The organism is Halogeometricum sp. CBA1124, from assembly GCF_009741955.1.
Lineage (GTDB): Archaea > Halobacteriota > Halobacteria > Halobacteriales > Haloferacaceae > Halogeometricum > Halogeometricum rufum.
On sequence record NZ_WPCD01000223.1, the window covers coordinates 1 to 5777 of the forward strand.

General features: G+C 68.1%; 4 protein-coding genes and 3 pseudogenes. All 7 read left to right on the forward strand.

From position 1 onward, the window contains the following. Positions 1-301: pseudogene (locus tag GJ632_RS18740) on the forward strand (MFS transporter); the annotation flags it as partial. 68 nt (positions 302-369) lie between these two features. Next, positions 370-1805, forward strand: a pseudogene (locus GJ632_RS18745) (DHH family phosphoesterase). A gap of 97 nt (positions 1806-1902) precedes the next feature. After that, positions 1903-2313, forward strand: a complete 411-nt coding sequence (locus tag GJ632_RS25610; RefSeq protein WP_089803867.1) for a hypothetical protein — start codon at positions 1903-1905, stop codon at positions 2311-2313. Positions 2314-3153: 840 nt separating this feature from the next. Then, a complete protein-coding gene (locus GJ632_RS18750) occupies positions 3154-3648 on the forward strand; it encodes an ester cyclase (protein WP_191453732.1) in 495 nt (164 codons plus the stop codon). 141 nt (positions 3649-3789) lie between these two features. After that, the gene (locus GJ632_RS18755; RefSeq protein ID WP_089803865.1) at positions 3790-4107 is read left to right on the forward strand and encodes a DUF5783 family protein; all 318 of its coding nucleotides are present in this window, start codon (positions 3790-3792) and stop codon (positions 4105-4107) included. 51 nt (positions 4108-4158) lie between these two features. Continuing rightward, positions 4159-4530: a NifU family protein gene (locus GJ632_RS18760; protein ID WP_191453733.1), complete on the forward strand. Its 372-nt coding sequence runs from the start codon at positions 4159-4161 to the stop codon at positions 4528-4530. Between the two features lie 66 nt (positions 4531-4596). After that, a pseudogene (locus tag GJ632_RS18765) lies at positions 4597-5777 on the forward strand (sulfatase); the annotation flags it as partial.

The window sequence follows — 5777 nt, forward strand, 5'->3', positions numbered from 1 at the left end:
CCGTCCTCGTCGCGTCGGCGGGTCGCTCCTCGTCACCGTCGCCGTGTTCGTCGGCCTCGGCGTCACCATCCACGGCTCGACGGGCGTCTTCTACTCCTGCCTGAGCGACGTGGTGGCCGACGACGACATCGGCGCGGCGACGGCGGGCGGACAGACGGCGCTGAACGCCGGGGGACTGCTCGCGCCGCCCGCGTTCGGACTCGTCGTCGAGGGGCCGGGCTACGGGACGGCGTGGGCGTTCGTCGCCGTCGTCACCGTCGCCGGCGCGGCCCTGCTGTTCGCCGTCAGACGGCGGCTGTGAGCCGCGCCGCCGAACCGAGGAACCGGTAGAGCGCAGGTTTAAATCCGAGAGCGCGGAAACTCCCCCGTATGAGCGCGGACGGTGTCACGACGGCCGACGGCCCGGTGCCGGAGATGGAAGACCACGCCGCCGACTGCGCCGCGCGGTTGCGCGACGCCGACCGAGTCCTCCTCGCCTCGCACATCGACGCCGACGGCCTGACGAGTGCCGCCATCGCCGCTACGGCGCTGGAACGCGCGGAAATCCCGTTCGAGACGGTGTTCTCGAAGCAGTTGGACGAGACGGAGGTGGCGAAGATAGCCGCGACGGAGTACGAGACGGTGCTGTTCACGGACTTCGGCAGCGGGCAGTTGGACGTCATCGCGGCGCACGAGAGGGCGGGCGACTTCGACCCGGTCATCGCCGACCACCACCAACCGGCCGACGCCGACACCGACTACCACCTCAACCCCCTCCGGTTCGGCATCGACGGCGCGTCGGAACTGTCCGGCGCGGGCGCGAGTTACGTCCTCGCGCGGGCGCTGGAACCGGCAGACGGCGCGAACCGCGATTTGGCTGGCCTCGCCGTCGTCGGCGCGGTGGGCGACATGCAGAACTCGCAGGGCGGCCTCCACGGTGCGAACGCCGGCATCGTCGCCGACGGCGTCGAAGCGGGGGTGCTGGAGGAGGCCACCGACCTCGTCATCTACGGACGGCAGACCCGTCCGCTCCCGAAGTTCTTAGAGTACGCCAGCGACGTGCGCATCCCCGGCATCTCGAACGACCAGAACGGCGCCATCGAGTTCCTCTCGGAACTCGACCTCGACTTGAAGACCGACGGCGACTGGCGGCGGTGGGTGGACCTGTCGATGGCGGAGCGAAAGACCGTCGTCAGCGCGCTGATGCGCCGCGCCATCGCCTCGGGCGTGCCCGCGAACCGCATCGACGACCTGGTGGGGACGACGTACTCGCTGCTGGACGAGGAAGAGGGGACGGAACTCCGCGACGTGAGCGAGTTCTCCACCCTGCTGAACGCCACCGCGCGGTACGAACGCGCCGACGTGGGACTGGCCGTCTGCCTCGGCGACAGGGGTGAAGCGCTCGAACGCGCGCGGAAACTCCTGCGCAACCACCGTCGGAACCTCTCGGAGGGGCTGCAGTGGGTGAAGAACGAGGGCGTCACCGTCGAGGAGAACGTCCAGTGGTTCGACGCCGGGACGCGCATCCGCGAGACTATCGTCGGCATCGTCGCCGGGATGGCCGTCGGCGCGGCGGGAATCCGCGGCGACGTCCCCATCCTCGCGTTCGCCGAGAAGTCCGCCGACGAGGTGAAGGTGTCCGCCCGCGGGTCGCACGTCCTCGTCCGGCAGGGACTGGACCTCTCGACGGTGATGCGGGAGGCGTCGCGGGCCGTCGGCGGCGACGGCGGCGGCCACGACGTCGCCGCGGGCGCGACCATCCCCGCGGGCACCCGCGAGGCTTTCGTCGCGGAAGCGACCGAATCGTCGGCGAACAACTCGAGTGAGGCCGGAGACCGGTCGGCGAACGAAGGCGGGGAAACGGCCGAACCGCCTAAGCGAGCGCCGAGCGAGGACCACGTACGGTCGCTCGGCCGTGGTTACATGGATACAGAACCCTCGCCTACGCGGAGACGACTGCTCGCAGGCCTCGCCACCGTCGGCGCCGCCGCACTCGGCGGGTGCGTGACGACCGGTCTCTCGCTCCGCACCGACGGCGTCGACGCGTCGAACGTGTTCGAGTCCGTCTCGCTGTCGGAGTCGTGGACGGCGAACAAGGCCGTCGCGTCGGTGAAACTGACCGAGAGCGCGACGACCGAACGCAACGTCCGCGAACTGGCAGTGGTCGACAGCGACGGCAGTAGCGTCTGGAGCGACACGGTGGCCGCGGGGCAGACCAACGTGAGCGACGTTCGCCTGCCGGTCGGCGAGCCCGCCACGCTCACCGCCACGGACAACACCGGCGCGTTCGTCGAGAGCGTGACCGTCTCCGTCGGCGGGTCGTCGTTCCCCTGATTCTGCGCCCTGTGGGTCGGTCGTCGAGTTCGAGCCGACGAGCGACCGGTCCAACCGAGTCGACGGCCAGTCGCCGGGTCGTCCGCGTCTCTTTCGGATTCGATATAGCGTTACTTGGTTTATTGCGGGGAACGACTCCCGATGTCGAAATCCCCCCGACGGCGTTCGAGCGCCTCCAGCGCGCCGATTTCGGCGGTACCCCGGGCGTGAAACGGATTCGGAGGACGCCAGCGGGTGAGGTGGGGGCTTCGGGAGACGCGCACGACGGCGGGCGCGAACGGATGGTCGTCTCCGGGGGACCGGCGACGAGCGAACGCACGGGCGGCGCAGTCCGGCGCTCGCACACCGGAATCGAGGCATACTCGGGGCAACCGTACCGTGGGCTCGGCCGTCGAGACAGTCGCCCGCGTGGACGGGCAGAGCGGGACGCCCGGTCCGCGTCGGCGGAGACCACCGCCGTCCCCACCCGGTGACGGCCCTCCGTCCTCCCGGAACCGGTCCGTGTCTCGTCCGCGCATTCCGACCGTCGCGGCGTGACGACTCCGTTCTGCGGTGAATCGGTCTGGAGGGGATTCGCCGGAGCGACCCGAGTGAGCGTCCGGCGAGGGTGCGTCGCCGACCGACCGTTCTCGAACGGTCGGTCGAACCCCACCCCCGAGACGGACGAGAGGCCGCCTCTCGGGCGCTCACGCGCGGCGTGGCGAGAACGGCCGAATCGACCGCCGGGACCGAGTAAATCACATGATGCGATACAGAATAGAGTGCAGTCGCCGTCTCTGAAGGTACGCACTGCAGTCGCTAAGAATCGGGCTCTGATTCTCCGCGGCGAAGAAGTGTGAGATGGTTGATTGTTGGAGGAGCCGTATCGTCGTCTCGGGGGAGAGAAACACGGACGAGTCCGTTCGAACGAGGGCCGAGGAACTGCAACGGGAGTACACGGAGACTGTCTGGAATCGGGGGGAGATGGACGGAGCGGACGAACACTTCGTGGACGACGTCGTCGTCCACGACGTCCCGCAGACGGCAGACTACGAGGGGCGAGACGCGTTCAAGCAGTGGGTGCAGGAGATTCGCACGGCGTTCCCCGATTTCGAGGTGGACGTCGAAGGCGTCGTCGGCGGCGACGATGCCATCGTCGCCCGGTGGATGGCCCGCGGAACGAACGAGGGTGAACTCTCGGCGTTCGGCGTGCCCCCGACCGGCGAGTCCGTCGAGTGGTCGGGCGTCACCGTCTACGAGATGGCGGGAGAGGAGATAGTCGAGGCGTGGTGGTACTACGACATGCTCGGACTCCTCACGCAACTCGGGGCGATACCCGAGGCACCGACGGCCTGAACCGTCGGGAGAGCGGTTCCGGCTCGACGTGGTGGTGGAGGGAACCGCGGACGTTCGGGGGCGTCGTCGCCCATCCGACGGACGAACGCGACGGCGTTCACCAACCGTCCGACTTTTCTTCTCGAACGGGAAATCCGGAGTATGGCCGACTTCGACCCCGAGAAGTTCGAGGACAAGTACGCGAACTACTTCCCGCAACTCCAGCGAGCGTACAAGAACGCGTTCAACACGATGAACGACGAGTACGACTCGACGCTCATCCACGCAATCGACCAGCAGATTCTGAACGAGTCCGAGCCGATGTACGAGGACGGCGACTTCTACGTCCAACTGCCCGAGAACCCGAAGGAGCGACTGACCGGCGTCGTCGTCGAGGACGAGAAACTCGACGCCGTGTTGGACCGGTATCTGGACGAGTTGGCGGCCGAACACCGCCGCGTCTTCGGGTTGAACGGCTGAGTCGTCCCCCCGAACCAAAGGCCTAAGCCAGTCCATCCCGAACCGCGAGACATGAGCACGGACGCGACCAACGCCGACGACGACCTGAAAGAGCGCGTCACCAACTTCCTGCGCCGGAACTTCCCGCAGATTCAGATGCACGGTGGCTCCGCGGCCATCCAGCACCTCGACCGCGAGGCGGGCGAGGTCACCATCATGCTCGGTGGGGCCTGCTCGGGGTGCGGTATCTCGCCGATGACCATCCAGGCCATCAAGAGCCGGATGGTCAAGGAGATTCCCGAGATAGAGACGGTGAACGCCGAGACGGGAATGACCGGTGACGGCGGCCACGGCGGCGGCGGCGGCATGTCCCCCTCGTTCCCCGGCGAATCGAGCGGCGACGACGGCGGCGACGGCGACGAAGGCCCGCAAGCGCCCTTCTGATCGGTCCCCGCTGCGGCGACGCACGAGACCGGAGCCTCTTTCATTCCGTCCCCGCGAGGGGAGAGTATGAGCACCGAGTCGCCCGAGAACGTTCTCTTTGTCGTGATGGACACGGTCCGGAAGGACCGACTCACGCCGTACGGGTACGACCGGCCGACCACGCCGAACCTCGAATCGTTCGCGGAGGAAGCGACGGTGTTCGAGGAGGCTGTCGCCCCGGCACCGTGGACGCTCCCCGTCCACGCGTCGCTGTTCACCGGGATGTACCCCTCCCACCACGGCGCCGACCAGGAGAACCCGTATCTGGAGGGTGCGACCACCCTCGCGGAGACGCTGTCGGCCGCCGGCTACGACACCGCCTGTTACTCCTCGAACGCGTGGATAACGCCGTACACCCACCTGACGGACGGCTTCTCCGACCAGGACAACTTCTTCGAGGTGATGCCCGGGGAGTTCCTCTCCGGCCCGTTGGCGAAGGCGTGGAAGACGATGAACGACAACGACGCCCTCCGCGCCGTCGCCGACAAACTCGTCAGCCTCGGCAACACCGCCCACGAGTACTTCGCCGGCGGCGGCGGCGCCGACTCGAAGACGCCCGCCGTCGTCGACCGGACGATGGAGTTCATCGAGGGGTCCGAGCGGTCGTTCGCGTTCATCAACCTCATGGACGCCCACCTGCCGTACCACCCGCCCGAGGAGTTCGCCGAGGAGTTCGCGCCGGGCGTCGACTCGACCGAAGTCTGCCAGAACTCAAAGGAGTACAACTCGGGGGCGCGCGACATCGACGACGACGAGTGGGAGGCCATCCGGGGCCTGTACGACGCCGAAATCGCCCACATCGACGACCAACTCGGCCGCCTGTTCGACTGGCTGAAGGAGACCGGCCGCTGGGACGACACGATGGTCGTCGTCTGCGCCGACCACGGCGAACTCCACGGCGAACACGACCTGTACGGCCACGAGTTCTGTCTGTACGACCCGCTCGTGAACGTCCCCCTGCTGGTGAAACACCCCGAACTGGAGGCGGACCGCCGGGACGACCAGGTCGAACTCGTCGACCTCTACCACACGGTGCTGGACGCTCTCGACGTGGAGGGCGGCACGCCCGCCTCGCCCGCGCGACGCGTCGCACTCGACCGGACCCGGTCGCTGCTCTCGGCCTCCTACCGGGAGTTCTCGCGGGCGCGAACGATGACCCCGGACAGGTTCGCGACGGCGAGTACGCGTTCGTGGAGTACTCCCGCCCG

Coding starts and splice junctions, on each gene's coding strand:
- GJ632_RS18760 (WP_191453733.1), top strand. CDS start 4,159: ATGAGCACGGACGCGACCAACGCCGACGACGACCTGAAAGAGCGCGTC.
- GJ632_RS18750 (WP_191453732.1), top strand. CDS start 3,154: ATGGTTGATTGTTGGAGGAGCCGTATCGTCGTCTCGGGGGAGAGAAAC.
- GJ632_RS18755 (WP_089803865.1), top strand. CDS start 3,790: ATGGCCGACTTCGACCCCGAGAAGTTCGAGGACAAGTACGCGAACTAC.
- GJ632_RS25610 (WP_089803867.1), top strand. CDS start 1,903: ATGGATACAGAACCCTCGCCTACGCGGAGACGACTGCTCGCAGGCCTC.